The organism is Paraburkholderia sp. CNPSo 3274 (genome assembly GCF_024206475.1).
Lineage (GTDB): Bacteria > Pseudomonadota > Gammaproteobacteria > Burkholderiales > Burkholderiaceae > Paraburkholderia.
Window position 1 is genome coordinate 1 of the sequence record NZ_JAMBPR010000246.1, and the last position, 706, is coordinate 706.

Here is a 706-nt window from a genome sequence, read left to right on the forward strand (position 1 = left end):
GCCCAGATGCCTGTTCATCTCGGCGCCCATCGCGCGCTCGATGACGGCCTTGTTGAACGCCAGCATCAGGTCCTGGACCTCGGCGGGCGTCATCGGCCCCTTGACCAGTTCGTCAAGCAGGCCTTCAGGCAGGGCAGGCAGCGGCCCTCGGGCCGCTGCCTGCGAAGCTACCGTGCGCTTCTTCATCGGCATATCCATGATTTTTACCTCTCATGATATGCCTCGCCCACGAAATGACGGATAGGTCCGAGTGACAAGGCGCTCATACTTCCAGCGGCGCTCCGCGCGCCGATGGGCATAACCAAACACCAGTGGGGCACATGAGTTCGCGCGAATACTCACGCGTGCCGCCCGGTTTCCCTTGCAGACCCAACCGCAGCGCGCGTAGCGAGCAGCGGGATGAATGAGCGCCTTGTCACCAACTTCGAAGGTGCGAGGTGACAGACGCTCCGGGCCACTACCCATGACGGCGAGTGGTGCAAGGGGACAGGCATTGGCGGTTTGAGCGGCTTTCTTTGCCTCCTTTCTTTGCCGCGGCAAAGAAAGGAGGTGCCGCCCCGCACAGGGGCAACGCTGGCATACCGACGTGAACACAAGGAAAGGCCAAAGGCAACCCCAAAGGCAACCCCAAAGGCAACCCCAAAGGCAACCCCAAAGGCAACCCCAAAGGCAACCCCAAAGGCAACCCCAAAGGCAACCCCAAAGG

The 706-nt window shown here is 61.6% G+C and carries 1 pseudogene; it reads right to left on the reverse strand.

What is annotated here, in order from left to right:
- A pseudogene (locus M3I54_RS44500) lies at nucleotides 1-192 on the reverse strand (IS256 family transposase); the annotation flags it as partial.
- Nucleotides 193-706: the final 514 nt, after the last annotated feature.